This window comes from Francisella marina, from assembly GCF_008369785.1.
Lineage (GTDB): Bacteria > Pseudomonadota > Gammaproteobacteria > Francisellales > Francisellaceae > Francisella > Francisella salimarina.
Window position 1 is genome coordinate 580,592 of sequence record NZ_CP043552.1, and the last position, 24,173, is coordinate 604,764.

Sequence of the window (24,173 nt, forward strand, 5' to 3'; positions counted from 1 at the left end):
AAAAGTATAATTATTTTTTTTGTGATTTCTCTTTGATAATTATGCCAACTATTACACTGAATATTATTAGTAACCATATTAATGACATACCAACTTTCATCCAAATAGAATGATAATCATTGAGGTAAACCGTTTGCTCAAGAGAGGTGCGAGTATCTTTGGGTAGTTCTTTGACAATTATTCCATCTGAATTAATAACAGCTGTAATACCATTGCTTGTAGTTGTAAGAACATATTTGTTATTCTCTATAGCTCTTACTTGAGATATCTGTAGCTGCTGTTCACGTGCTATGGAGTCACCAAACCACGAGTCATCACTTATTATAGAAATAAGTCTAGCACCTTGTAGTTGATCTCGAACCTGTTCAGGATATGCAACTTCATAGCAAATAAAATTAGCAATAGGCGAGCCAAAGGCTGTCATAATAGGTTGTATATTATCACCAGCATTAAAACTACTAAGACCAACACTATCTACATATCCAAAAAACTTAATTGGAAAATATTCACCAAATGGGACTAAGTGATGTTTATTATAAACGCCTTCACCTTTACCAATAATGATAGAGCTATTATAAATTTTGGTTCCACCAGCTGATTGATCAGCACTTAAAGATCCTATAAGCATAGCATTATTATTTTTATTTGCAGATTTTGTAAGATTTCTAAAATATTCACTCATGAATTGTCGATAATTAGGGATAGCATTTTCGGATAGTATTATTAAGGAATCTTTGTATTTAGATGCAGCTTGTTGATAGTACTTTTGCATTTTTGCAAAGTTATCACGATCCCATTTAAACCCTTGGACAAAATCGCCCTCGATCAAAACTACTTTTTGAGGTTGATTCGTTTGAATTTCAGGTTGATTGTATTTAATGATATAACCACCTAAATATAACGCTACTATAATAGCTACAACACTAATTATCTTCTTAGTAGAAGTGTTGTCACAGATGAAAAAGACTATTAGACAAGCAATCAAAGCAACTATATAGCTTACTAAATAAACACCTCCAATATTTGCATACCAAATTAGAGGTGATTCTGTCTGTGAGTAACCGAGAGAAACCCAAGGAAACCCTCCCCATAGAAGGTTTGCTTTGACAATCTCAAATAGTGTCCACAATGCAGGATAAATTAATAGCTTAGCAAATTTACTAGCTTTACGTGTGAGAATATGACTAAAAACACCAAAAGGTATTATATGTAGGAAGCTAAGTAAAATTACTAATGCAATAGCAGCAGATAGTCCAGCAGCTACTGATTCGGTAAATAGATGAATACTTATATATACCCAAGATATACTAGTACCAAAGAATCCTATTCCAAATAATGCAGATGTGAAAAAAGCATCACGAATTCTAACTGATCTATTCAGTAAATAAAAAAAAGTTACTAAAGCTACAACAGCTAATACATCAATGCGAAATGGAGCAAAAGCTAACGTTAGTAAGGCACCACTTAATACTGGTGGAGTGATTTTTAGAATAATTTTTTTCATTACTTTTTAAACTTTTCGACTAAAATTTTAATGATTTTTCTATTATCTGCTTCTTGTACTATAAATTTCAAGCCATCAACAACAATACTATCGCCTTTTTCAGGTAATCTTTCTAAAGTCTGAATTATCATCCCAGCAATAGTGTCATAATCACCATCATCATCTATCGAGGTTGCAAAATATTCGTTGAAATCTTCAATTGATGTTGTAGCATCAATTATAAACTTATCATCAGCTATTTTGATAATATTTTGACTAGAAATATCAAACTCATCTTCTATATCTCCAACAATTTCTTCTAAGACATCTTCGATTGTTATTAGTCCAGAAATTGCACCATACTCATCAACAACAATAGCAATATGATTTTGACTATTTTTAAAGTCTTTTAGCATCGCATTAAGTTTTTTTGTTTCTGGTATAAAAATAGCAGGGCGAAGTATAGTTTTGATATCTTCTGCTTTTAACTCCTCATCATCAGATGATTCAATTTCTTTTTCAAAAATTAGTTTTAATAGATCTTTAGAATGCAAAATTCCTAGAACTTCAGATTTGTCTTTACAGTATACTGGTAAACGTGTGTGACTGGAGTTTATAGTCTTTTCTAAAATTTCATTTATAGACATTGACATATCTATAGCAACTATTTTAGTATGTGAAATCATAATATCACCCACATCTAAAGATGATATTTTCATAGCACCAATTAGCATATTTTGTGATGTTTTATCAATAACTTCATTATCTGCTGCTCTATTAATAGCATCAATAAGGGCATCTTCATTTTTAATATTAAAAATACTCGATGTAAGTTTTTTTATGAAATGATTATTTTCTGACATTTGAGTTCTCTTGTTCAATATACGGATTTGCTATATCTAGCTTAGCTAATAGCTCAATTTCTAAGCCTTCCATTTCTTCGGCTTCATGATCAGTAATATGATCATAACCTAGTAAGTGTAATAATCCATGGATAAAAATATGCTGCCAGTGATGATCTAGCTTTTTATTTTGGTCTAGAGCCTCTTTCTGAAGTACTTCCGGAGCTATAACAATATCTCCCCAAAAGTCATTAGCTATATCTTCAGGTAATCCTTCAGGTTTTTCAAATTCAAAAGAGATAATATTTGTCGGCTTGTCTTTATTGCGAAATTGTTTGTTAATTTGCTGTATCTCATGATTTGATACAATGTTTACGTTCACTTCAGCTTGTGAAATATTATGCTTATCAGCTACGAGAGCAAAACATTTTTCTAGTAAATCTTGATTAGGTATGGGGTGTTCGTCATCATTGATGACATTTAAATTTAGACTATCCATTTTTAGTATTCTCTTCATGCTTGTCATAAGCATTTACAATTTTTTGAACTATTTGGTGGCGTACAATATCTACTGATTTAAGATATGTAATAGCTACTCCATCAATATTATCAAGAATTGATAGGGCGTGTCTTAGGCCAGAAGTTACATTCTTAGGTAAGTCAACCTGAGTTATATCTCCTGTTATGACAGCAGTAGTATTAAAACCAATTCTTGTCAAAAACATTTTCATTTGTTCTTTAGTAGTATTTTGACTTTCATCAAGGACTATAAAAGAATCATTAATGGTTCTACCACGCATATATGCTAAAGGTGCTATCTCAATGGCTTGTTTTTCTATTAGTTTAGTTACTTTCTCGACACCCATAAAATCAAACAAGGCATCGTACATTGGACGTAAATAAGGGTCAATTTTTTGTGTTAAATCACCAGGTAGAAAGCCTAGCTTTTCACCCGCTTCAACAGCAGGTCGAACAAGTACTATTCTTCTAACTTCGCCTCTTTCATAGGCAGACACAGCACAGGCAATAGCCATATAAGTTTTACCAGTACCTGCAGGACCAACCCCAAATGTAACAAAATTATTTTTGATATTATCTAAATAAATTGCTTGGTTTTGTGTACGTGCTTTGAGCTTTTTACTTCTTAATTGAACTTCAGCTTCTTCAACTTTCTTTTGAGGTTTATTGCTTGAAGCTATTTTTTCTTTTGCAGTAGCGTTTAGAATTGTTGTGATTTGTTCTAAATCAAGCTCAGTATTTCCAGCTAAAATTTCAGCATAACATGACTTGATAAATCTTTTTGCTTGAGTATTGTTAGCACTTGATTCACTTGTTATCTCAAATTCATCAGAACGATGCTTAATTTCAACAGTGAAGTAATTTTCAATCGCACGAATATTTTCATCAAGATTGCCACAAAGTAGCATCATAGCATCGTAATTATAAGGCTCTAGAACAAATTGAGTTTTATTCATAAGTTAAATAAGCTCTCCTCTAAGAGAATTTGGTAAGTTTTCTGTTATTTTAACCATAGCAAACTGACCAATCAAAGACTTATCGCCCATGAAATTAACAATTCTATTATTTTCTGTCCTACCAGCTAGAACATTATCATCTTTTTTAGATGTACCTTCAACTAAGATTCTTTGCTCTGTTCCAACCATTTGTCTAGAAATAATTTGGGCATTACTATTTAATAAATCTTGTAGTCTTTTTAATCTATCTTTTTTTACTTCCATTGGTGTATCATCAGGTAAGTCAGCAGCAGGGGTACCAGGACGTTTACTATATATGAAGCTAAATGACTGATCAAAATTCACATCTTTTACTAAATCCATAAGTTTTTGGAAATCTTCTTCAGTTTCACCTGGGAAGCCAACGATGAAGTCAGATGAAATAGTAATATCTGGTCTGATTGCTCTTAATTTTCTAATTTTTTGTTTGAATTCTAAAATTGTATGATTTCTTTTCATATTAATTAGAACTCTGTCTGAACCATGTTGCACAGGTAGATGTAAATGGTTAGCTAGTTCAGGTACACTGCCATAAGCATCAATCAGATTTTGTGAAAACTCTACAGGGTGAGAAGTTGTAAATCTAATTCTTTCAATACCATCTATTTCAGCTATGAAGTGAATTAGTAATGCTAAATCTGCAGTTTCGCCATTTTCCATTGGACCTAAGTAGTGATTTACATTCTGTCCTAATAGAGTAATTTCTCTTACACCTTGCTCTGCTAGAGCTGCGCATTCTCCAAGTACATCTTCAAATGGTCTGTTAACTTCAGGTCCACGAGTATATGGTACTACACAGTATGAGCAATATTTATCACATCCTTCCATAATTGATACGTATGCTTTAGCACCTTCAGCTTTTGGCTCAGGTAAAAAGTCAAATTTCTCAACTTCTGGGAAAGATATATCAACCTGAGATTTTTGAGTTTCTCTTTTTTGCTTGATCATTTCAGGCAATCTATGAATTGTTTGAGGACCAAACACTAAATCTACAAAAGGAGCTCTTTTAATTATATTTTCACCTTCTTGAGATGCAACACATCCACCAACACCAATAACTAGGTCTTCATTTTTCTTTTTAAGATTTTTCCATCTTCCTAACTCATGAAATACTTTTTCTTGGGCTTTTTCTCTAATTGAACATGTATTGATTAGAATTATATCTGCATTTTTATAGTCATCAGTTTTGACAGTATGGAAATGCTCATCTAATACTTCATGCATTTTTTGCGAGTCATATTCATTCATTTGGCAACCCAAAGTTTTTATAAAAACTTTTTTTTGTTCTTTCATTGATTTGAAACCTTTATGTATTTATTCTGTTTAGTAATTTTTCTCTAAGTATAAGAGAGTTGTTTATAATAAAATGCTCGCAAATTCTATCATAAAATTTAATTAAAAGCACGGCAAGTGTCTAGACTAATGATTATCATTAATGCAAAATACTCGGAGTCAATTATTTTATATTCTCATTTGTAATGAAACAAAATCAGTTTACTGAAGATAGTATTTGGCAATACTGTATTGAGCATACGAGTGATTTATCAACTAATCTTAATCGTTTAAATGATATTACTAAAGAGTCTATTCATGGTGCTCAGATGCTATCAGAAAAGATGGTGACTAAATTACTACAATTTTTTGTATTTACGACTCAAGCAAGAATTTGTGTGGATGTTGGCACATTTACTGGAATGTCGGCTATCGCAATGGCAGAAGTATCTGCTAATACAAAAGTCTATACAATTGATAGAACTAATCAGTCAGGCGAAGTAGTTGCAAAAGATTTTATAGCTCAATATCCTAACATAGAGTACTGTCAGGGTAATGCCATTGATATATTACCAACCCTACCAGATCAGATAGATATAGCATTTATTGATGCTGATAAAAAACAAACGCAACAGTATTTTGATATCTTGATTGATAAGCTATCTGATAAAGGAGTTATCATAGTAGATGATATACTTTGGCGTGGTGAGGTAATAAATCCCCAAGATAAACGAGCAAAAGCACTGGATAGTTTTAATAAATATGTAAGTCAAAGAGATGATTTGGAGACATTGGTTTTACCAATTCGTCATGGGATTAATATTATTAGGAAAAAATATAAAGGGTTTTAATAGTGGCAAAATTATATTTTAGATATTCAGCAATGGATGCTGGTAAAACATTAGATCTTTTAAAAGTGGCTTATAATTATGAGGATAGAGGTAGAAAACCTTTGGTTTTAACTTCTGCGATAGATAAGCGAGCAGGATTAAATAAGGTCAAGTCACGCATAGGTATAGATCAAGATGCTTATTCTTTGACAGATCAGGATAATATATTTGAGTTTATTAGAGAATATAATAAAAAACACAAAATAGACTGTGTATTGATAGATGAAATACATTTTTTTACTCAAGAGCAAGTTTGGCAACTTTCTGATGTTGTTGATTTAATGGATATACCCGTTATATGTTATGGGCTTCGTACAAACTATTTGGGCCAACCCTTTGAAACCTCGGCTTTATTACTTGCAATTGCTGATACTTTAGAGGAGGTTAAAACTATATGTTTCTGTGGTAAAAAAGCTAGTTTTAATATGATGGTGCAAAATGGTAAAGCTGTAAAAGAAGGGAATCCAATAGTTGTCGATGATGATTCTCTAAAAGATATTGATACAAAATATGTTTCAGTTTGTCGTAAACACTGGAAAAAGGGTGAATACCAGTAAGCAGAAGAGGTTTTTATTCAATAAGCATTAAAATATGTTGAGCGTTTCTTACACCTAGCTGAGCTGCCTTTTTGTAGTAGTACATGGCTTTTTGTTTATCATAAGGCACACCGTTTTGCTCTTCATTATAGTACAAGGATGCTAATTTATAGTAGGCTGGACCATACCCTTTATCTGCGGATTTATTAAAGTAGTCAAGGGCTGTTTTGTATTCTTTTGCGTTGTAGTAATATTCTCCAGCATAGTACATAGCATAAGCATCACCACCTTTTGCTGCCTGTTCTAGCTTATATAACTGTCTAAAATCACCTTTTTGAGCAAAGATTTGCATTCTTTGGACTTTCTCTTCATGAGTTAATTGAATTTTTTCTTCAGGAGCTTTTTTAAGCTTGCTATTCTGCTTTTTATTTTCTTTTGTACTTTGAGCTTGATTATTTATAACCTTTATTTTTTCAAAATCTTTTAATTTTGGTGATAGTGATGAGTCTTTTACTTGTATATTTTTTAAAGCCTTAATAGCATACTGCTTAATAAATTTATTTTCATTATTATAGAAAAAATAAACAATTCCCTCATACTTGTTACTGTTAGCTTTTTCTCCGAAGTCAAATCTTAAAGACGATCTAATATCAATGTATTTTGATAGTATTAAGAAGTCATCAATATAGCTATAATCTAAATTATCATTAATATCTAACATCTTCATATCAATAGAGGACTTTAGTATATCTGAGTAAAATTGCTGTAACTGATCTTTATTAACTCTTGATAGGTTTAAATAGATTAAACCATTTAGATTTGGTATCTCTTGTTTTGGTGTTGATAGAGCAAGTTCGATTTTTTGTTTTACTTGTTCTGCTCTTCTTGCTTTCTCAATTCGTTTTTTTCGCAAGTTTTGTTGTAGTTCAATACGTTTTAGTCTTTCTTTTTCTAGTGTTTCTAACCTTTCTTGCTTAACTAGTTCTTCGACTTTTACGATTTCTTTTTTTGCTAGTTCTGCCACTTTAGGGTCAGAGCTGTACAGTAGTGTCTGCCATAACATTAGAGCTCTATAGTTATCACCTTTTTTTGTAAAGTCTCGGGCTTGAACAATAATAGCTGGTTCATAACCATTAGCAGCAGCAGTTGTAATGTATTTATCTATGTTTTTTTCATTCTCATTAGTTAATTTACCATTTTGATAAGCTAGATAAATGTCATATAAAATTTCTGAATCAATAGTCGCAATTAGGTTGTTATCTGAATTAATCATGCTTGCGATAGATGATATTGACTTTTTGTAACCTAAATCGTAGGACTTTTTAAAATATTTTATGGCTTTTTTATTATCTTTATTGACTCCTAGTCCATCTCTGTAGAGAGTACCTATCTGGTAGAATGCTTGTGGATAGTTTAGGGCTGCTGACTTTTTATAATATTTATATGCATCAAAATAATTTTTTTCTGTACCAAGTCCATACTGGTAAGAGTATGCTAAATAGAAAAAATCTTGAGCTGATGCTTCATCATCATCTACAAGCTCTTTAATAATGTTGAACGCATTCTTATAACCATTTTTATTGTGACTTTTAATATCTGTGATAGCAGTATTATATTCTTTGAGAAACTTGCTATGTCTATAATCTAGATAACTACTTACACCATAGACACCTCCACTGAGAATAGTTACAATTAGTATAGCGCCAAGTATATTCTTCTTATTTGCCTTTATGTGACCAATTCTTTTTGGCTTTTTTGAAGTGTTTTTTGATTCAGACATTAACTATAGTTTCAAATAAATGTATCTAACTATTGTATATAATAACTTTATATTTATTTTAAGACAATTAGATATTGTTGTCTTGGTTTTTTAGATTTAGAAGAAGTTGTTCTTTTTCTTGCTGTATCGTTAGTGGGTCTTCTAAGGAAATTTTACCAAAATGTCCTGCTCTGAAATCATGGACTATATTTTTAGAAGCCTGTTTTATATTGTAGTTGGTTTTTACAGCAGATATATCTTTAATTATTTCTTGAGGGTGTTTTTCTAAAAAATCTTGCCCAGATATGAAATTGTATCGCGATAAGAAGTTTTTTGTATTTCTCTCTTTGAGAAAGTTTATAAGATAGTGAGCTGTACCTTCGTAGTCCATCGCCGTATCACGAATAGAGCCAATACTTGCGATTCTATAACCACTAGCTTCACTCTTGGGGCTAGGGAACATGATTCCTGGAGTATCAAAAATCATGAAATTTTTACTAATATCGATGCGTTGTTGTAGCTTAGTTACGGCTGGTTCATTTCCTGTTTTAGCAACTTTACGGCCAGCAAGCTTATTTATCATTGTTGATTTTCCAACATTCGGGAGTCCAAATACTATAGCTCTAGTGGGCTTTAAAACCGTGCCTCTTTTAGGACATTTTTTTTGAGCTAACTCAACTACTCTTTTTGCTATATTTTTGTCTTGTAATGTATTAACTGCGATAGCGCTACCACTATAGAAATCCAACCATTGTTTAGTTACTTGAGGATTGGCTAAATCACTTTTTGATAAAATTCTTATTATCGGCTTATCTCCAACAATATCTTCTAAAACATGGTTGCTACTAGAGTCGGGAATACGTGCGTCCACAATCTCAATAGCGATATCAGTAGATGGCATTTTTTTGCGAAACTCTTTAGTAGCTTTATGCATATGCCCGGGGAACCAATGTAACATTATATATAAATAGGCTAGGATCGGTTAATATAGAACATGATTTTACATATTGTATGTGATTTATGCAAAGTTATCTTTTTTTAATGAATGATGATTTTTAATTTATTATAGTAAGGTTTATAATTCTTCAGGAATATTTTTATTAAACAGGAGTTGTTTGGATAATGAATTTTTTGATAATTGACACATCGAGTAAGTATTGTTCCGTGGTATTATCTGCCAATGGAAGAGTATATGGTGAGACTAGGGAGATTCCTAGGCAACACAATAAATACTTACTAGAGATGGTTAAAAGTGTTTTTGATAACTCTTGTATAGATATGAAATCATTAGATTTTATAGCTTATGGTGTTGGTCCTGGTAGCTTTGTTGGAGTGAGGCTTGCAGCAGCAGTAAGTCAGGGCTTTGCCGTAGGCCTGGATATTCCTGTTGTAGGGTTTTCGAGTATGTTTGCATTAGCTAAAAGTACACCAACAACATCAGACAAGGTAGCCGTGATTCTTGATGCCAAGATGGGAGATTTCTATTTAGGACTTTACGATTTGCAAACAAATCAAATAATTTCTGAGAATGTTTATAAACTTGAGGAATATTCAGAAAAGTTATACTCAGGTTATGAATTAATAGGAGAATCTATAGCTGAGATACAAATAGTTAATAATGATTTTAAAATTGACGTAGATAAGATTGTAGACTATGTATTTGATATGTATCAGCAGCAGAAACTAAATCAAAGTTTAACTCAAGAGACCTTCCCAGTTTATTTGAGAGGGACTAGTCATTGGAAAACAAAAGGAGAATAATCTTATGTGTAGATGGCTAATGTATCATGGCGATAAAATTAAAATGAGTGATTTATTGGTAGATCCAGAGAACTCACTCATACATCAAAGTATACATTCATCTCAAGGCGCTGTTTCTGTTAATGGAGATGGTTTTGGTATTGGTTGGTATACAAGTTTGCACAAAGAACCGGGAGTTTTTAAGGACTCATTACCAGCTTGGAATAATCAAAACTTGATATCTATAGCTAAGCACATAAAAAGTAGAAATTTTATGGCACACATAAGAGCTAGTACTATTGCGCCAACATCTAGAGTTAATTCTCATCCATTTGTATTTGATAAGCATCTATTTATGCATAATGGTTCTATCGGTGATTTTGATGAGATTCGTCAAGAGATTGAGCAACATATCAAACCTCAGTATTTCAAAGCAAGGTTAGGATCTACAGATTCAGAAGCTATATTTTTATTAGCTTTATCAAATGATATAGATAAGAATCCAACGACAGCTATAGCCAAATCTATTGAGCAAATAACAAAAATCCAATCTAGAAATGGTTTGAAAGAAAAAGTTAAAGCAAGTATTGCCTACTCGAATGGACATACATCATATTCGCTAAAAATGTCTACCATTGGTAATGAACCATCGCTATACTATATAAGTTATAAAGATATTATAGAAACTCTAGAACTATCAAAAAAGCATAAGTTAAAAAATGGTTATTTAGTACTATCAGAGCCCTTGGTTGATTCTGACTTGTACACATATATAGACAATTATTCTTGTATTGAGATTAAACATAATGAGTTTAAAGTAGAAAAGTTATAAGGAACTAAAATGGCATCACTAAACACAAAGATTCAGAATGTTTCAACTTCACCAACTAATGCGATGGCAGCATTAGCAAAACAAATTAAAGACCAGGGGCATGATGTTATTTCGCTTGCTATTGGAGAGCCTGGCTTCAGCACACCAGAAGTTATAAAGCAAGCTGGTATAGGTGCTATTAACAATAATATCACAAAATACACTAATGTTGACGGTATTAAGGAACTGCGAGAAGCGGTTTCAGCAAGATACAAAAGAGAATATAATGTTGATTTTGCTGCAGATCAAATTTGTATAACATCGGGCGCTAAGCATAGTCTACACAATATATTTAACTGTATTTTAGAAGAAGGAGATGAAGTTATTTTCTTTGCTCCTTATTGGGTGTCATATCCAGATATGATTGCTCTTACTGGAGCTAAGCCAGTAGCAATTGAAACTAAGTTTGAAAATGACTTTGAAATAGATGTTACAGATTTAGAAAAGCTTATTACAGAAAAAACAAAGGCTATTATTATTAATTCACCTAATAATCCAACAGGGTTAATTTACTCAAGAAAGTGTATTGAGGATTTAGCTAATTTGCTTAGAAAATATCCTAATATTTGGATAATAGGTGACGATATATATGATCAGCTTTATTTTAACAATAGAATAACTCTAGTAACAGAAGTAGCTCCTGATCTGGCTGATAGATATGTAATTGCCAGTGGAGTTTCAAAAAACTTTGCTATGACAGGTTGGAGAGTTGGTTTTACTATTGCTCCGAAGTTGCTTAATGATGCAATGAAAAAATTTCAATCACAATCAGCTACTTGTGCTTGTTCTATATCCCAGTATGCAGCTATTACTGCTATGGAAATGCCTGCTAAGGATTTGCAATATTTTGTTGACTCATATAAACAAAAAGAGCAGTTTGTTACAAAGTCTCTGAAAGATATGCCATATATTGATGTCAAGAATGCCGATGGTACTTTCTATCTTTTCCCAGATATTCGTGATTTAATCAAACACACAAAATTCAGTAGTGATATAGAGTTATGCAATGCGTTGCTTGAAGAAGAGTATGTTGCTATGATGCCGGGCACAGCATTTGGTTTGTCTGGATTTGCTAGAATAAGCTGTGCAAATGAAATGCCAGAACTTGAAGAAGCAATGAATAGACTTTCAAGCTTTGTAAAACGTCATACGTCTTGATTACTACTTATTTGATCTATTTATTTCTTAATAATTCTCTTTAAAAAAATATTTATTCCTAAGATTATGAAATAAAAATTTGTATTACTGAAGTAATTTTAGTTAAGCCACCTTTAATTGTGATTAAACTTATCGCTTACAAACTCAGCGCATAATTTAGATTGAGTTTAGTAGCTCTTTAGCATCGACTTTACCAACAAAACTTTTCTCTTTATGCCCCTTTTGGTCAAAAATAATCACGCTAGGTGGTCCAAAAAGATTAAATTCTTTCAATAACTTGCTACTATCCTGTCCAACATCGGTAACATTAGCTTGAATTAATTTGTAATTTTTAAGCTTATTAATCACTTTTGGATCTGCAAAAGTTGTATGCTTCATATACTGACAGTCCAAACACCAGTTTGCATAATAGTCAACAATAACAGGCTTACCTTGTTTTTTAACTTTTTCTAAAGCTCTATGCAATTGTTTTGAATTAGTAACTTGCTCAAACTCTAGTTGTGGTTGGTTTATTTGAGCTGCCGTAGCTCCTAAAGGTTCAATAATACTTGTATTACCCATTAGAAATCCAATTAATAATGTGCTTCCGTAAACTAGAAATATATAAGCAAAAAGTTGCCTTACTTTTGCTGATGCTGTTTTGATATAAAAACTAAACGCACCTGAGTAAACTGCTAAGCTTAAAATCAAAATCCCGGTTAGCAATAGAGTAAATCGTGCAGGGATAATTTTTGATAACATATAAATTGCTAATCCAAGTAGCATAAATCCGGATATATGCTTGACCGTATGCATCCAATTACCAGCTTTTGGTAAGATTGAGCCACTAGTTGTTCCCACAATTAAGATTGGCACACCCATACCAAGCCCCATCGCAAATAAGATAAGTCCTCCATAAAAGGCGTTACCCGAATAGCTAATATAAGCTAGTACTGCTACCAAAGGAGCTGTTACACAAGTTGAAACAATCAACGTTGATAATATACCCATTATAAATACGCCAATATAGGTGCCGCTTTTTTGTTTACTACTTAGATTATTTACAGAACTAAGTATGAATGATGGTATTTTTAATTCAAAAACTCCAAACATTGCCACAGCCATAACCACAAACAATAATGCCATAGCCCCAATTGCCCATGGTGTTTGAAGTATATTTTGGATACCACCTCCAAAAATTCCTGCTAATACCCCAACTACTGCATAACTAATTGCCATCCCTAAAACATAAGATAATGAAATGCTAAATGCTTTTGTTGTCGTTAATTGCTTTTGTCCAGTAACAATACTTGAGATGATTGGTAATAGCGGTAAAACACAAGGTGTAAATGTCAATAACAAACCTAAGCCAAAAAATATCAAAAATGCCCAAACAATATTTGTATGACTTAAAAAACTTGTATAATCGCTATCTCCAATATTTGAATGTGTAACATCTAATTTTTTCTGAAGCTCTTTAGGTAACTGGCCAAAATATTCTTCACCTTCGTAAATTTTGTTAGTTGATGATAAATCAAGGTTAAATTTTTGCTGAATAGGAGCAAAACAAATACCACTTTCAGAACAACCTTGATAAGCAATAACTAGTGGTAATTTATTAATAGTTTTATTGCTTCTACTAATTTTTAGCTTAATAGCTACACTATCTTTATAAATCTTTACTCGCCCATAAAAAGGATCATCTTTAATATGGTATGTTTTAGGAAAAATAACCTTTTGAATATTGACTTGTTGTGGGGTTAGACTATAAAAACTAAAATTCTTTAAATACAGATAATTGCCTGGCTTAATATTCCATGTTGCTATTAAAGTATTTTCATTAAGAATTTTGACTTGTAATTGAAAATTCCTATCAACACTGTATTGTTTTAACATACTTTTATCAGCTAGACTCATTGAGCCTGGAGCAATGCTATCGATTGCATTAGCTACTAGGTTTTGTTGCGTAGCTGAAGCATTAGCAAAGCTAGATAATAAAACACCTATTCCAACTAATATTAAAACATAAAATAACTTTGTTTTCTGTAACATATAAATACCTTTTTTGCTATTTTGGGTATAAAACTAATAACCATTTTTACTGAGTGTTAAATGGCTAGAGATATTATTAAATCATTAACAAAAAACAAATTTTGGTGGACGATAAATACGCTCTATCAATAAAAAACTTAGTCCTGAAACCATCTTGATAAATAGAATACCAATAGGCCGATAGATATTTGAAATTTGCTTGAATCTTGCTAAAAATGCTGCAAGACTAATACTGTTACAACCTATAGTTGTTGAAGTGGATGCGCTACTAGCACTACTGCAAGGATTACTAATAGTTATGTGATTAGATATAGGCGTTACATTACTAGCAGGAAAGATGCTAAAAGCAGTACTAATGGCAAATACCAATAACATCATTCTTTTTAAAATTAACTTACGACCTATTTGTTTCATATTTACTTAATTTTATATTTATTGCTTTATGAACCAAGCTGCAAAATTTTAACAAGGTGTTGCTATAATCACAAGAGACATCGTACTTTAAACATAGTTATGAGTAAATATTGCTTAAATATATTTCTATACCTGTTAAAATCAATATATTATTTTTATTGTGAAATTTTTATGAAAAAGTGTGGTTATATTTCAATTATTGGTAGACCTAATGTGGGTAAATCTACTTTACTCAACAATATACTAAAATATAAAGTTAGTATTACTTCGCGTAAACCTCAGACAACAAGACATCAAATAACGGGTATCAAAACACTTGGAGATACACAGTTTATTTATGTTGATACTCCCGGCATTCATATAAAAGAACCTAAGGCAATCAATAAGTTTATGAATAAAGCAGCGACAACTATGGTAAAAGATGTTGATGTAATTTTATTTGTTGTTGAGTTGGGCAAGTGGACTGAGTTAGAGGACAATATCGTAGAGAAATTAAAGCATTCGCAAGTCCCAATATTTTTAGTTGTCAATAAGGTTGATAAAAAGAAATCATTAGAGGCGTCAATGTTTATTGAGTCCGTTAAAGAAAAATTAAGCTTCTATGATGTGATATATGTTTCTGCTAAGCAAGGTCATAATGTAAATGAACTTGAATCAAGAGTCGAGAAACTTTTGCCTGAATCAGAGTATTTTTTCTATGAGGATGATCAAATCACTGATAGAAGTATTAAATTTATGGTTGCTGAAATAATTCGTGAAAAAATTATGCGAACTATTGGTAGTGAGGTACCTTATCAAATAGCTGTAGAAATAGATAGTTATAAGGTTGATCAAGAAAAAGATATCGCTGATATCTATGCTAGTATACTTGTCGAAAGAGATAGCCAAAAAGGTATAGTTATTGGTGCAAAAGGAGTTAAGCTTAAAAAAATTGGTACTGATTCCCGCATAGACATCGAAAGATTAGTTGGTATGAAAGTTAACCTTAAAACACACGTCAAAGTAAAAAGTGGTTGGTCTGATGATGATCGAGCATTGAAGTCACTTGGCTATGATTTGATCTAAAACATTGCGATTATGCAGCGATTAGAAGTCAAAAAGTCTCGAAAATATAGGAAACTCATATACTGTTGCATGGTCTTTCTGACAAGTTTTGTTATTGGTGTTTATTATAACCAAAATGTTATTCTTTTTTTTGGTATATTTTTGATTATATTATCAATATTGTTCGAGGCTGTATCAAATAAGCAAGTAGTTGAAACTATTATTTTACCTAATAGCTTAGATAATAATTCTTTAACATTTGTTATAAATGCTAAAGAATCTGATTTTTGGACTATTAGAAAGTATATTGTCATTAATAGCTGGATTTATCTTTATGCCGTCCAGCAAGGTTCGAATAAAAAAATCAAAATATGGTTGCATAAATCAAATTTTAAAAATAAAAATGATATTCGTGACTTAACTAAATATATGCTATTCACTGAAAAATAATTAATCTTCAGTATAATCTTAGGTATACTTCTATCAAGTATATATCTAGAGATTTTTTCCAATGTTAAATGAATTTAGATCACAGCTAAGCAAATTTTTAAAAGATAAACAAATTATTGAAAATGAATTATTGCGTTATGCATATTCTACAGATGCTAGCCTATATAGGATGGTGCCGAAACTAGTAATATTTGTTAAAACAGAAGTAGAAGTCGTAGAGATAATTAAATTAGCAAATCAATATAATGTTAAGCTAACATTTAGGGCAGCTGGAACTAGCCTTTCTGGTCAAGCGGTTACTGATGAAGTACTTGTGGTCTTATCTTCTGATGCTTGGCTTAATTATCAGGTTGTTGATAATGGTAATAAGATTAAGCTTGAGCCGAGCATAATAGGGGAGAATGCTAACAAATATCTCAAGATATACAATCGTAAAATTGGACCTGATCCTGGCTCAATTAATAGTGCTAAGGTCGGTGGTATTATTGCAAATAATGCTAGTGGAATGTGTTGTGGTACAGCAAAAAATTCTTATGCCACTTTAGATTCAATGCGAGTTGTGTTTGCTGATGGTCAAGTGCTAGATACATCTGATTCTGCTAGTATTACGAGCTTTAAAGAGAATAATGAGAATTTCATAAATTCAATATTAGCTATTCATAGTCAGATAAAGAGTGATGAAGATTTGGTTGCTTTTCTTAAAAAGAAATTTTCAATCAAGAATACTAGTGGATATAGTCTGAATGCTTTTTTAGATTTTGATGATCCAATAAAAATTATAGAAAGATTAATCATTGGTTCTGAAGGTACTCTTGGTTTTGTTAGTAATGTGACATTAAATACTGTTGCTGACCATGAATTTAAGGCCTTGAATTTAATATATGGAAGCCTTGATGAGCTAGTGCGACTGACTACAGAGCTTGAGCCATATACCCCTTCATCTGTTGAATTACTTGACCACCTATCATTGAAATCAGTAGCAGATGTAGTGGAATTACAGCCCTTTTTGATAAACCTTGAAAGTTCTGATATTGCTGCGATTATGGTTGAAGTATCTGAGGATAGTCAAGATAGCTTGGATAATAAACTTGATATAATAAATCAAAGTATTGAGCAGGCAAATATTCTTCATCAAGTCGGCTTTAGGCAAGATGAGCGAGAGATTCAAACCATTTGGAAAGCTCGGAAAGGTGTCTTGCCTACAATTGCTGGGCAAAGGCCAAACGGCAGTACTGTGCTTATTGAGGATATAGCAGTAAATATTGCTGATTTACCAGGCTTGATAACAGATGTTAAACAGCTATTTATCAAATACAATTATTCCAATGCTGCAATATTTGGTCACGTTTTGGCTGGGAATATTCATTTCGTTCTTACTCCTGATTTTAATGATGAGAAACAGTTAATTGAATATGATGAATTTATGCAAGAAATTACTTCTTTAGTTGCAGAGAAGTATAATGGTTCGCTTAAGGCAGAGCATGGAAGTGGACGAAATATCTCACCATTCGCAATAGTGGAATGGGGTGATAAATGTTTGAATATTATGTGGCGCATTAAAAAGCTTTTTGATCCTAAAAACACTCTTAATCCTGATGTTAAACTTACTAAAGATAAGAGTCTGCATATTAAGAATCTCAAAGAATTAAATAGCGTTGATGAGAAAATAGATCAATGTATGGAATGCGGCTTTTGTGAGCCTGTTTGTCCATCAAGAAACTTAAGTTTAACTCCAAGACAAAGAAACTCTGTTGCTCGTAAGATTCAGACTCTAGATGGTAATCAAAAACAACAATGGCTTAAAGATTATGATTACTATGGTATACAAACATGTGCTACTACAAGTTTATGCAAAACTCGTTGTCCAGTTGATATTGATACTGGTGATTTTATTCTTAGTCAGAAAAAGCTGCAAAACAAGCTAGTTAATCATGACAAACAAATAACTAAAGCGAAACAAAAAGTTAAATTAGGGAACTTAGCTGCTAATTTTATAGGAAAGAAGAATCTTCAAGGTATGACTAAGCTACTACATAATAACTTCAAATCTATACCTGTATATTTGGAAACTATGCCAAAAGTACAATCCTCAAGCTTTATAGACTCTAATAGAGAAAATACAAAGCCAAAAGTATTATTGTTACCAGCTTGTCCAAATAGAATTTTCGCCAGTAGTAAAAAATATACAAAGTATCCAAGTCAACTAATATTAGAAAAGCTGGGTTTTGAAGTTAATTATCCGCAGAATTTGAATAATCAATGTTGTGGGCAAATGTATCACTCACAGGCGAATCATACTCAGCAACATGCATCTCAAGGTTTATTGGAGCAGAGTATAGATTATACTCAGTATGACTATGTGGTTACTGATAATAGTTCCTGTGCTAATTTTGCTAAAGATCAAAATTTGGATATTATAAATATTAACAGTCTAATTATAGATAAATTAGATAACATCAAATTAACAAAAAAGTATAATAAAATAGCTTTGCATATTGATTGTTCTACTCGTAAACAAAATATTGATAATAGTTATGTAAATGCACTAAAAAAATGTGGTACATCAGTAGTTGTTCCTGAGCAAATATACTGTTGCGGGTTTGCAGGAGATAAGGGTTTTACAACTCCTGAGTTAAATGCTACAAGCTTAGAATCTCTTAAGCCGCAAATTAAAGACTGTGAGGTTGGAGTTAGTTTTAATCGCAGCTGTCAGATAGGACTTTCATATCATGGAGAATTGGAATACATATCATTTACAGAATTGTTGCTAGAGTGTTTAGATTAAATAGCTATTTAAGTTGGTTAAAAATATCCTGTGATACTTTATCAACAGCTTGATCGCCATCTATTTTTATATATTTTGGCGTTTTTGTATTTGCAGATGAGAAGTTTCTATAAAAATCAATTAGCTTAGACGTTTGAGCGTGGTACACAGAGAGTCTTTCTTTAACTGTATCTTCATTATCATCAGTACGGGTTATCAGGTCTTCTCCTGTAACGTCATCTTTGCCTTCAACTTTAGGGGGGTTAAATTTAGTGTGATATGTTCTACCAGATGCAGGATGAACTCTTCTACCTGTTATTCTTTCTATTAATAGACTATCAGCAACATCAACTTCAACTATATAGTCTATATTTACACCCAATCTGTCTAGTTCTTCTGCTTGAGTTATTGTTCTAGGTACTCCATCTAGTAAAAAACCATTTTTACAGTCGTCTTTAGAAATTCTGTCTTCAACAATCTGGATGATAAATTCATCTGAAACTAACTGTCCGGCATCGAGCACTTTTTTTAGTTCTTGACCAATATTACTTCCTGACTTAATTGTCTCTCTAATCATATCTCCTGTAGATATATGAGCGATACTATATTTGTCTTCGATTATTTTTGCTTGAGTCCCTTTGCCAGCTCCAGGGGCACCTAAAAGTATTATACGCATAGTTAATTTAGCCTTAACGTTTTAAAACTATAGTTTACTTAATGTGGATTTAATTATAAAATAAACAAACTTATATATCTAGAAATAGAGTATCTAATTTTTGGCTACAGTTTTTTATAAGAAATTTTATGATATCGTTATTACTTGAGAAAAGACGCAAAAAAGCTCAAAGAACAGTTTTGGGTGTTGAATATGATAGGTGTTCACTTGCTAGTGTGAAGCTTGACAGAAAAGGCGATAGCTACGCGCTAGTTAGCTGTGATAGTGATATTTTTACGTCTGAAGCATATTTTGAAGGTGAGTTAACAACGGAATACGTTGGTAGCGTTATTGCGGAAATAATAAAAAGGAATAAACTTGGCCGTTTTACTAAACTAGGTTTTGCTAGTTATAATGAAATTGATGTTACAAAAGAAGAAATTTCTTGTGATAAAAGAGCACTAGAGATAATCAAAAAAGAAGGTGTACTTTTTTATATATCTGAATACTTTTTGAAGAAGCGTTTTCCAGAGAGTTATGCTGATATTGCATATGACTATTACGATCAATTGGAAAGTAATGGTACGTTAATAGTCTATTATATATCTGATAATGAAAAGATGAAAAAGTTATATAACATTGCTAATAAAGCAAAGAGAGCCTTGTCTGCATGTGTTTTAGATAAGCTTGCGATTAGTGATTTTGTTTCAAATCTTTATCTTAGTGAAATATCTAAGCATGCAAATGATAGTATATTTTTAGGCTTATATTCAGATAAATTATCTATTTATAGCTTTTCTCCTCAAGGCGAATTAAAAAGTTATGAATCTGTTAAAATTTTTGATGAAAATATTAGTGATATAGCTTATGTTGATGAAGTTATCCAGCTGCTATTAAGGTTTATGGATTTTATGTCTTTGGATCTTAGTGAAAGTAATTTTGACAGTTTTGATGAAGTTCAAGATAATAATGTATACGTATATGGAATTAAGCAAAATTTTGAAAGTATCTTTGAGTCAATAAAAGATTTGTCTCAAAAAAATTGTAAAATACTTGATCCATTTGTAAATATTGATTCCCAGAGTTTTGGGAGCATAGAGCAGCCATATAGATATGTTTTGTCAGTGGCGATTGCTATGAAGGAGGCTTTGTAGTAATGAAAAATCTTAATTTTGTACGTGGTCGTTGGCGCCAAAAAAAGCTTACTTACATAGGTGTTGATCTAGCATTTATGGTATTGGTAGCTTTTATATCAATGTTTATTCTTTCGATAATATTTTCGTGGTCTAGTGATGAAGATATAAAGGTAGAGAGATATATCCAGACTCAAATTAGTAAGCTTAATAAAAATGTAGCAGAATACTCAGACGTAAAAAATCAAAGAGATAAACTGTTAGATGTATCATCTGACTTGGCAAATATTAAAGCTAGCCAGTATTATATATTACTTGGTATAGAGAAAATTTCTAGAGCTATTACTGACCAGTTATATATTACCAATATTAATTATGTATCAAATACTGATATCATTGTTATTACAGGCGATGTTAGAGATTTGAAATTACTTTCAATTTTTATGAAAAACTTAGAAATAGAGTTTAGAGTTAAAAAAGTGGAACTTAAAAATCTAGGATCAGAAAAAAATGGTCAAAGAAGCTTCTCTCTAGAGTTTAAGTTTGGTGAAGGTAATGCGTTTAAGGGGGAGAGTGTGAAATGGTAGATAAAATTAGAAAATTTCTTTTATCTAACAAGTACTCTGTAATTGTTATTGATACTCCTCTGAAAATTAAACTACCTGTGCTGATAGTAACTTTTGTTCTATTTGTTTTTATATTTTATGGTATATTGGTAAGCCCAGTTATATCAAAGGCAAATCAAAGAGAAAGCCATATAAAATCTATGGAATCTCAAATACCTAGATTAATTAAGAAAGAGAAAGACTTAAACGCACTTAAAGAGCAAGTTAAGGTGTTAGAAAAACATAATATTGAAGAAAGATTTAGTATTCCCGAGCGTCATTCTGTACCTATTTTTTTATCTGCATTAAATGAAGCTATTCGTAGTTCTGGTATTACAATTATTGATCTTTCACCTGCAGGAGTCGAAAAAAATAAATATTTAGATTTATACGCTCTTGATTTTAAAGCTAAATTAGTTGGTGATTTTCCTCAGTTAATTAAGCTTTTTGTTGCTCTAATTGATATGAAAGATATAGCGGTTATTACAAATATAAACATTAAAAAAGAGTCTGATACTAAAATAGTTACCGAACTAAATTTACAGACCTATTCACGTCAAGGAGTAGGAGCGTAAATTAAATGATTAGACATCAAAGATTAAAATTTCTAAGTTTTGTATTATTACTGAGTAGCTACGGCAGTTGCTATGCTAATTATGAAACTAGAATAAACCAAGTTAATGAGCTTATTCAAAATAGGACTAAAACTATGAAGAGTACCGAAAAGCTTGACATCCCTGAATATAAAGGGGATACATTAACCTTTGAAAGATTATCAAAGATACGTAATGTTTTTAATGTTGATCATGCACTCCCTTTTGAGAAGAAAGTTCCAATTAAAGGTATTGAACAAAAACAACAGGTTGTTAAGTTAAAACCTATAGTTATTCCAGAAGAGCTTAAAGAGGTTATGAATACTAAACCTACAGGTTTACAACAATATCCTTTAAACTCTTTTAAATTTAAAGGAGTTGTTCTTCAAAATAAGCAAAAATGGGGTGTAATAGAGAGTTCAATGGAAACTAAGCCAATATATGTTAAGCAAGGTGAATTAATTGGACAAAACTATGGAAAAGTCAAAGATATTACCAAAGAAGGTATTGTAGTTGACGAATGGAAAAAGAATAATGAAAAAAGAGTTTGGCAAAAAACTCCAGTTGTTATACATTAGGATGAATTAATGTTTTTTAGAAAAAATAAATTATTAGCTATTTTGACCGTGATTGGAGGGTTCTTGGGTTGTGAAGTATCATTTGCTGACCCAAAAGAGGCTAACCAAACAGCAATAAACCAGCTTCAAGAAACTAAGCAGCCAGAAACAAAAATAGTTGGAAGAGATGAAAATAAAACTACTAACTATAATAAACATATAAAAGATTTAGAATTTCATCGAAGCTTGAATGGTAGTGCTGTTTTTGATGTGGCTTTTGAAGAAAATATTAGTAATTTTGCTGGATATAAAACTAAATTATCACAAGATGGATATACTCTTACGATAACTTTTGATGATACAACTATTTCTGATAAATGGGTCAGTAATATTGATACCAAAGTATTTAACACGATAGTAGACTCTATTAAGATTCTTAAAGATAATGGTAATGTTATTTTTATAATACACTCATTAGATAGAATAGCGTTAAGCGATTTTAAAGAGGGTAATACTTTTAAATTTAAGATAGATAGACGTAACAGTCGGGTTGAAGGCTTTAATGTTAATGAGCCTATATCTATATCCTTCAAAGATACTCCTGTGCAGACTGTTTTACAGGTTTTATCAGAGTTTGCTGGGTTAAACTTGGTTGTAAGTAGTAGTGTGCGTGGAAACATGTCTATAGACCTTAAGAATGTTCCGTGGAATGAGGTTATGAATATTGTCCTTGTTAGCAAAGGTCTTGCTACTAAGAAGATGAGTAGTATCCTGTATGTTGCAACTGCTGCTGAAATCGCTGCTCAGGAGCAACTAGAGCTACAAACAAAAAGGTCGCTAGAGAATAATGCCACATTGGTAACAGAGTTTATTCCTCTAAATTATACCACAGCACAAGCAGCTCAAACTGTTATCACGTCTATGGCAAAACAGAATGGTGGAATTATGTCACCACGAGGTAGTATAACTTCAGATGCTCGTACAAACACTCTCATAGTAACAGATACAGAAGAAAAAATTCCGCGTATTAAAGAAGTTGTGAATGAAATTGATATACCTAATGATCAGGTGCTAATTGAGGCAAGAATTGTCGAGGTTACTAGAACAAGTGGATTAGAGCTTGGTTTTAACTACACAGTTAGTCATCCTTCAGGCGTTGATATAGGTCTTAACACATATGGTACGCAGACAGGTGGCGATGATCAAAGCGTAGTTGCAAGTACTGCTAAGTTAGCATACACATTGGCAGGTGGTCTTAATTTGGAAATGGAGATTAGAGCTTTGGAGAATGAATCTTTGGCTAATGAGGTATCATCTCCACATTTGGTTGTCGCAAATAATGAAACTGCATTTATTAAAGATGGTACAGATGTACCGTATCAACAGGCTACTGCATCAGGGGCAGCATCAGTAGCATTCCAAGAGGCAGTTTTAGAGCTACAAGTTACACCTCAGATTGCGCCAGACGGTAATATTGTAATGGAAGTGCTTGTAACGAAAAACAGTGTTGGAGCATCTTCAGGTAAAACTTCGACTGGTGAAGATTTGCCACCGCTTATTAAAAAACGAGAAGTAACTACAAAGGTTATGGTTAAAGATAGTGATACAGTTGTAATTGGCGGTATCTATACCAAAACTCAAACAGAGACTCGCAATAAGATACCATTTTTAGGTGATATCCCATATCTAGGTTATTTATTTAGTTTTACTAAGATAGATGATAAAGATGCTGAACTTTTAATTTTCATCACACCTAAGATTATTGAGTCACGAGTCCAAAAATGATAGTAGATAATAGTTGCAATAGTATTAATATTTAGGTATCTTATAGCCTATAATTTTTTATGTACAAGGGGTGATTA

At 31.9% G+C, this 24,173-nt stretch carries 23 protein-coding genes; 13 read left to right on the forward strand and 10 right to left on the reverse strand.

Translation table 11 applies throughout. From position 1 onward, the window contains the following. Nucleotides 1-10: 10 nt before the first annotated feature. Genes lnt through miaB form a run of 5 tightly spaced genes read right to left on the reverse strand, consistent with a single transcriptional unit; the run spans nt 11 to nt 5,132 of the window. Nucleotides 11-1,504, reverse strand: coding sequence for an apolipoprotein N-acyltransferase (lnt, locus tag F0R75_RS02940; protein ID WP_149377195.1), 1,494 nt, complete (start codon nt 1,502-1,504; stop codon nt 11-13). After that, complete coding sequence (locus F0R75_RS02945) at nt 1,504-2,346, reverse strand: CorC family transporter (protein ID WP_013922975.1); 843 nt, start codon at nt 2,344-2,346, stop codon at nt 1,504-1,506. Before F0R75_RS02945 ends, lnt begins: the two co-directional genes overlap by 1 nt. Continuing rightward, nucleotides 2,333-2,824 carry an rRNA maturation RNase YbeY gene (gene ybeY / locus F0R75_RS02950; RefSeq protein ID WP_187986010.1) on the reverse strand — a complete coding sequence of 164 codons (492 nt, stop codon included), beginning with the start codon at nt 2,822-2,824 and terminating at the stop codon, nt 2,333-2,335. The genes F0R75_RS02945 and ybeY overlap by 14 nt, the downstream gene beginning before the upstream one ends. Continuing rightward, entirely contained in the window at nt 2,817-3,800 is a 984-nt protein-coding gene (locus F0R75_RS02955) for a PhoH family protein (protein WP_149368399.1), read from the reverse strand. The genes ybeY and F0R75_RS02955 overlap by 8 nt, the downstream gene beginning before the upstream one ends. 3 nt (nt 3,801-3,803) lie before the next feature. Beyond that, on the reverse strand, nt 3,804-5,132 hold the full coding sequence (gene miaB / locus F0R75_RS02960) for a tRNA (N6-isopentenyl adenosine(37)-C2)-methylthiotransferase MiaB (RefSeq protein ID WP_146422051.1): 1,329 nt from the start codon (nt 5,130-5,132) through the stop codon (nt 3,804-3,806). A 185-nt stretch (nt 5,133-5,317) separates the two neighbouring features. On the opposite strand from miaB, the gene F0R75_RS02965 reads away from it, so the two are divergent. Both F0R75_RS02965 and F0R75_RS02970 read left to right on the forward strand, forming a co-directional pair. Beyond that, nucleotides 5,318-5,962 carry an O-methyltransferase gene (locus tag F0R75_RS02965; RefSeq protein ID WP_149368398.1) on the forward strand — a complete coding sequence of 215 codons (645 nt, stop codon included), beginning with the start codon at nt 5,318-5,320 and terminating at the stop codon, nt 5,960-5,962. 2 nt (nt 5,963-5,964) lie between these two features. Beyond that, nucleotides 5,965-6,558, forward strand: coding sequence for a thymidine kinase (locus F0R75_RS02970; RefSeq protein WP_149368397.1), 594 nt, complete (start codon nt 5,965-5,967; stop codon nt 6,556-6,558). Between the two features lie 13 nt (nt 6,559-6,571). Here the strand turns inward: F0R75_RS02970 and F0R75_RS02975 are convergent, their stop codons facing one another. Both F0R75_RS02975 and ylqF read right to left on the reverse strand, forming a co-directional pair. Then, nucleotides 6,572-8,317 carry a sel1 repeat family protein gene (locus F0R75_RS02975; protein WP_149368396.1) on the reverse strand — a complete coding sequence of 582 codons (1,746 nt, stop codon included), beginning with the start codon at nt 8,315-8,317 and terminating at the stop codon, nt 6,572-6,574. Between the two features lie 67 nt (nt 8,318-8,384). Continuing rightward, nucleotides 8,385-9,254, reverse strand: coding sequence for a ribosome biogenesis GTPase YlqF (gene ylqF / locus F0R75_RS02980; RefSeq protein ID WP_149368395.1), 870 nt, complete (start codon nt 9,252-9,254; stop codon nt 8,385-8,387). Nucleotides 9,255-9,418: 164 nt separating this feature from the next. Here ylqF and tsaB point away from each other — a divergent pair, with 164 nt between their 5' ends. From tsaB to F0R75_RS02995, 3 genes are read left to right on the forward strand one after another with little or no spacing between them, the layout of a single operon-like run. Then, nucleotides 9,419-10,057 carry a tRNA (adenosine(37)-N6)-threonylcarbamoyltransferase complex dimerization subunit type 1 TsaB gene (tsaB, locus tag F0R75_RS02985; protein WP_149368394.1) on the forward strand — a complete coding sequence of 213 codons (639 nt, stop codon included), beginning with the start codon at nt 9,419-9,421 and terminating at the stop codon, nt 10,055-10,057. Nucleotides 10,058-10,061: 4 nt separating this feature from the next. Further along, entirely contained in the window at nt 10,062-10,868 is an 807-nt protein-coding gene (locus F0R75_RS02990; protein ID WP_149368393.1) for a class II glutamine amidotransferase, read from the forward strand. A 9-nt stretch (nt 10,869-10,877) separates the two neighbouring features. Further along, nucleotides 10,878-12,065: a pyridoxal phosphate-dependent aminotransferase gene (locus F0R75_RS02995; protein WP_149377196.1), complete on the forward strand. Its 1,188-nt coding sequence runs from the start codon at nt 10,878-10,880 to the stop codon at nt 12,063-12,065. A 156-nt stretch (nt 12,066-12,221) separates the two neighbouring features. On the opposite strand, the gene dsbD is transcribed toward F0R75_RS02995, so the two are convergent. Beyond that, nucleotides 12,222-14,096 carry a protein-disulfide reductase DsbD gene (dsbD, locus tag F0R75_RS03000; protein ID WP_149368391.1) on the reverse strand — a complete coding sequence of 625 codons (1,875 nt, stop codon included), beginning with the start codon at nt 14,094-14,096 and terminating at the stop codon, nt 12,222-12,224. An 84-nt stretch (nt 14,097-14,180) separates the two neighbouring features. Next, nucleotides 14,181-14,510, reverse strand: a complete 330-nt coding sequence (locus F0R75_RS03005; RefSeq protein WP_149368390.1) for a hypothetical protein — start codon at nt 14,508-14,510, stop codon at nt 14,181-14,183. 171 nt (nt 14,511-14,681) lie between these two features. Here F0R75_RS03005 and era point away from each other — a divergent pair, with 171 nt between their 5' ends. The 3 genes from era (at nt 14,682) to F0R75_RS03020 (ending at nt 18,789) form a co-directional block, all read left to right on the forward strand. Continuing rightward, nucleotides 14,682-15,575: a GTPase Era gene (gene era, locus F0R75_RS03010; RefSeq protein WP_013922988.1), complete on the forward strand. Its 894-nt coding sequence runs from the start codon at nt 14,682-14,684 to the stop codon at nt 15,573-15,575. A gap of 12 nt (nt 15,576-15,587) precedes the next feature. Beyond that, a complete protein-coding gene (locus F0R75_RS03015; protein ID WP_187986009.1) occupies nt 15,588-16,004 on the forward strand; it encodes a hypothetical protein in 417 nt (138 codons plus the stop codon). Between the two features lie 61 nt (nt 16,005-16,065). After that, nucleotides 16,066-18,789, forward strand: coding sequence for an FAD-binding and (Fe-S)-binding domain-containing protein (locus tag F0R75_RS03020; RefSeq protein ID WP_149368389.1), 2,724 nt, complete (start codon nt 16,066-16,068; stop codon nt 18,787-18,789). A gap of 4 nt (nt 18,790-18,793) precedes the next feature. Here the strand turns inward: F0R75_RS03020 and adk are convergent, their stop codons facing one another. After that, nucleotides 18,794-19,444: an adenylate kinase gene (adk, locus tag F0R75_RS03025; RefSeq protein ID WP_149368388.1), complete on the reverse strand. Its 651-nt coding sequence runs from the start codon at nt 19,442-19,444 to the stop codon at nt 18,794-18,796. 128 nt (nt 19,445-19,572) lie between these two features. Here adk and F0R75_RS03030 point away from each other — a divergent pair, with 128 nt between their 5' ends. Genes F0R75_RS03030 through F0R75_RS03050 form a run of 5 tightly spaced genes read left to right on the forward strand, consistent with a single transcriptional unit; the run spans nt 19,573 to nt 24,096 of the window. Continuing rightward, nucleotides 19,573-20,577, forward strand: a complete 1,005-nt coding sequence (locus F0R75_RS03030) for a type IV pili (protein WP_149368387.1) — start codon at nt 19,573-19,575, stop codon at nt 20,575-20,577. Between the two features lie 2 nt (nt 20,578-20,579). Then, entirely contained in the window at nt 20,580-21,143 is a 564-nt protein-coding gene (locus F0R75_RS03035; protein WP_013922993.1) for a PilN domain-containing protein, read from the forward strand. Beyond that, nucleotides 21,137-21,736, forward strand: coding sequence for a type IV pilus inner membrane component PilO (locus tag F0R75_RS03040; RefSeq protein WP_149368386.1), 600 nt, complete (start codon nt 21,137-21,139; stop codon nt 21,734-21,736). Before F0R75_RS03035 ends, F0R75_RS03040 begins: the two co-directional genes overlap by 7 nt. Before the next feature lie 5 nt (nt 21,737-21,741). Further along, nucleotides 21,742-22,332, forward strand: a complete 591-nt coding sequence (locus F0R75_RS03045) for a pilus assembly protein PilP (protein ID WP_149368385.1) — start codon at nt 21,742-21,744, stop codon at nt 22,330-22,332. Nucleotides 22,333-22,341: 9 nt separating this feature from the next. After that, nucleotides 22,342-24,096: a type IV pilus secretin PilQ gene (locus tag F0R75_RS03050; protein ID WP_149368384.1), complete on the forward strand. Its 1,755-nt coding sequence runs from the start codon at nt 22,342-22,344 to the stop codon at nt 24,094-24,096. Nucleotides 24,097-24,173: the final 77 nt, after the last annotated feature.

What these genes read in the sequence shown, in the direction of transcription:
- lnt (WP_149377195.1), bottom strand. Translation starts at nt 1,504, where the DNA reads ATGAAAAAAATTATTCTAAAAATCACTCCACCAGTATTAAGTGGTGCC.
- F0R75_RS02945 (WP_013922975.1), bottom strand. Translation starts at nt 2,346, where the DNA reads ATGTCAGAAAATAATCATTTCATAAAAAAACTTACATCGAGTATTTTT.
- ybeY (WP_187986010.1), bottom strand. Translation starts at nt 2,824, where the DNA reads ATGGATAGTCTAAATTTAAATGTCATCAATGATGACGAACACCCCATA.
- F0R75_RS02955 (WP_149368399.1), bottom strand. Translation starts at nt 3,800, where the DNA reads ATGAATAAAACTCAATTTGTTCTAGAGCCTTATAATTACGATGCTATG.
- miaB (WP_146422051.1), bottom strand. Translation starts at nt 5,132, where the DNA reads ATGAAAGAACAAAAAAAAGTTTTTATAAAAACTTTGGGTTGCCAAATG.
- F0R75_RS02965 (WP_149368398.1), top strand. Translation starts at nt 5,318, where the DNA reads ATGAAACAAAATCAGTTTACTGAAGATAGTATTTGGCAATACTGTATT.
- F0R75_RS02975 (WP_149368396.1), bottom strand. Translation starts at nt 8,317, where the DNA reads ATGTCTGAATCAAAAAACACTTCAAAAAAGCCAAAAAGAATTGGTCAC.
- ylqF (WP_149368395.1), bottom strand. Translation starts at nt 9,254, where the DNA reads ATGTTACATTGGTTCCCCGGGCATATGCATAAAGCTACTAAAGAGTTT.
- tsaB (WP_149368394.1), top strand. Translation starts at nt 9,419, where the DNA reads ATGAATTTTTTGATAATTGACACATCGAGTAAGTATTGTTCCGTGGTA.
- F0R75_RS02990 (WP_149368393.1), top strand. Translation starts at nt 10,062, where the DNA reads ATGTGTAGATGGCTAATGTATCATGGCGATAAAATTAAAATGAGTGAT.
- F0R75_RS02995 (WP_149377196.1), top strand. Translation starts at nt 10,878, where the DNA reads ATGGCATCACTAAACACAAAGATTCAGAATGTTTCAACTTCACCAACT.
- dsbD (WP_149368391.1), bottom strand. Translation starts at nt 14,096, where the DNA reads ATGTTACAGAAAACAAAGTTATTTTATGTTTTAATATTAGTTGGAATA.
- F0R75_RS03005 (WP_149368390.1), bottom strand. Translation starts at nt 14,510, where the DNA reads ATGAAACAAATAGGTCGTAAGTTAATTTTAAAAAGAATGATGTTATTG.
- era (WP_013922988.1), top strand. Translation starts at nt 14,682, where the DNA reads ATGAAAAAGTGTGGTTATATTTCAATTATTGGTAGACCTAATGTGGGT.
- F0R75_RS03015 (WP_187986009.1), top strand. Translation starts at nt 15,588, where the DNA reads ATGCAGCGATTAGAAGTCAAAAAGTCTCGAAAATATAGGAAACTCATA.
- F0R75_RS03020 (WP_149368389.1), top strand. Translation starts at nt 16,066, where the DNA reads ATGTTAAATGAATTTAGATCACAGCTAAGCAAATTTTTAAAAGATAAA.
- adk (WP_149368388.1), bottom strand. Translation starts at nt 19,444, where the DNA reads ATGCGTATAATACTTTTAGGTGCCCCTGGAGCTGGCAAAGGGACTCAA.
- F0R75_RS03030 (WP_149368387.1), top strand. Translation starts at nt 19,573, where the DNA reads ATGATATCGTTATTACTTGAGAAAAGACGCAAAAAAGCTCAAAGAACA.
- F0R75_RS03035 (WP_013922993.1), top strand. Translation starts at nt 20,580, where the DNA reads ATGAAAAATCTTAATTTTGTACGTGGTCGTTGGCGCCAAAAAAAGCTT.
- F0R75_RS03040 (WP_149368386.1), top strand. Translation starts at nt 21,137, where the DNA reads ATGGTAGATAAAATTAGAAAATTTCTTTTATCTAACAAGTACTCTGTA.
- F0R75_RS03045 (WP_149368385.1), top strand. Translation starts at nt 21,742, where the DNA reads ATGATTAGACATCAAAGATTAAAATTTCTAAGTTTTGTATTATTACTG.
- F0R75_RS03050 (WP_149368384.1), top strand. Translation starts at nt 22,342, where the DNA reads ATGTTTTTTAGAAAAAATAAATTATTAGCTATTTTGACCGTGATTGGA.